The sequence below is a fragment of the Leifsonia sp. YAF41 genome (assembly GCF_052113185.1).
Taxonomy (GTDB): Bacteria; Actinomycetota; Actinomycetes; order Actinomycetales; family Microbacteriaceae; genus Cryobacterium.
Map to the genome: position 1 here is coordinate 1 of NZ_JBFRCS010000025.1, position 424 is coordinate 424.

Below are 424 nucleotides of genomic sequence, written 5' to 3' on the forward strand. Positions count from 1 at the left end.
GGGCATGATCGTCCCGGCCTCGTAGAGCAACCGCGCGGCGACGCCGGCCAGCAGCGGCGCGGCCTGCTCGTCCTCGACCACCGTCGACAGCGCCCCGCGCCAGTCGGTCAGGTCGGCCTCGGCCAGCACCGCCGCGACGTCGGCCACCAGCAGCGCCGAGCGCAGAAGCTTGGCCGCTTCGGCGTCCAGCCCTCTGACCGCGTACGGCAGGGCCAGAGCGCCTTGCGACAGGATCCGGACGAACAGGGTCTCCAATTGCACCGCGTCGGTGCGTCGGGCTTGGCCGTAGCGGACAATGTCTCCCAGCGGGGCAAGGGAAGACAGCAGCTCGCCGCAGTCGCTGGTCAGGGCCACGCGATGCTCGATCCGCTCGACCCCGGCATGTGCGGCGTCGGGCAGTTGGGCCGTCAGCGCCGACAGGGTC

The 424-nt window shown here is 72.2% G+C and carries 1 protein-coding gene; it reads right to left on the bottom strand.

Annotated elements, in window-relative coordinates:
- On the bottom strand, window positions 1-424 hold a 424-nt coding region (locus tag AB4Y63_RS19145; protein ID WP_441792659.1), incomplete at both ends, for a DUF5682 family protein.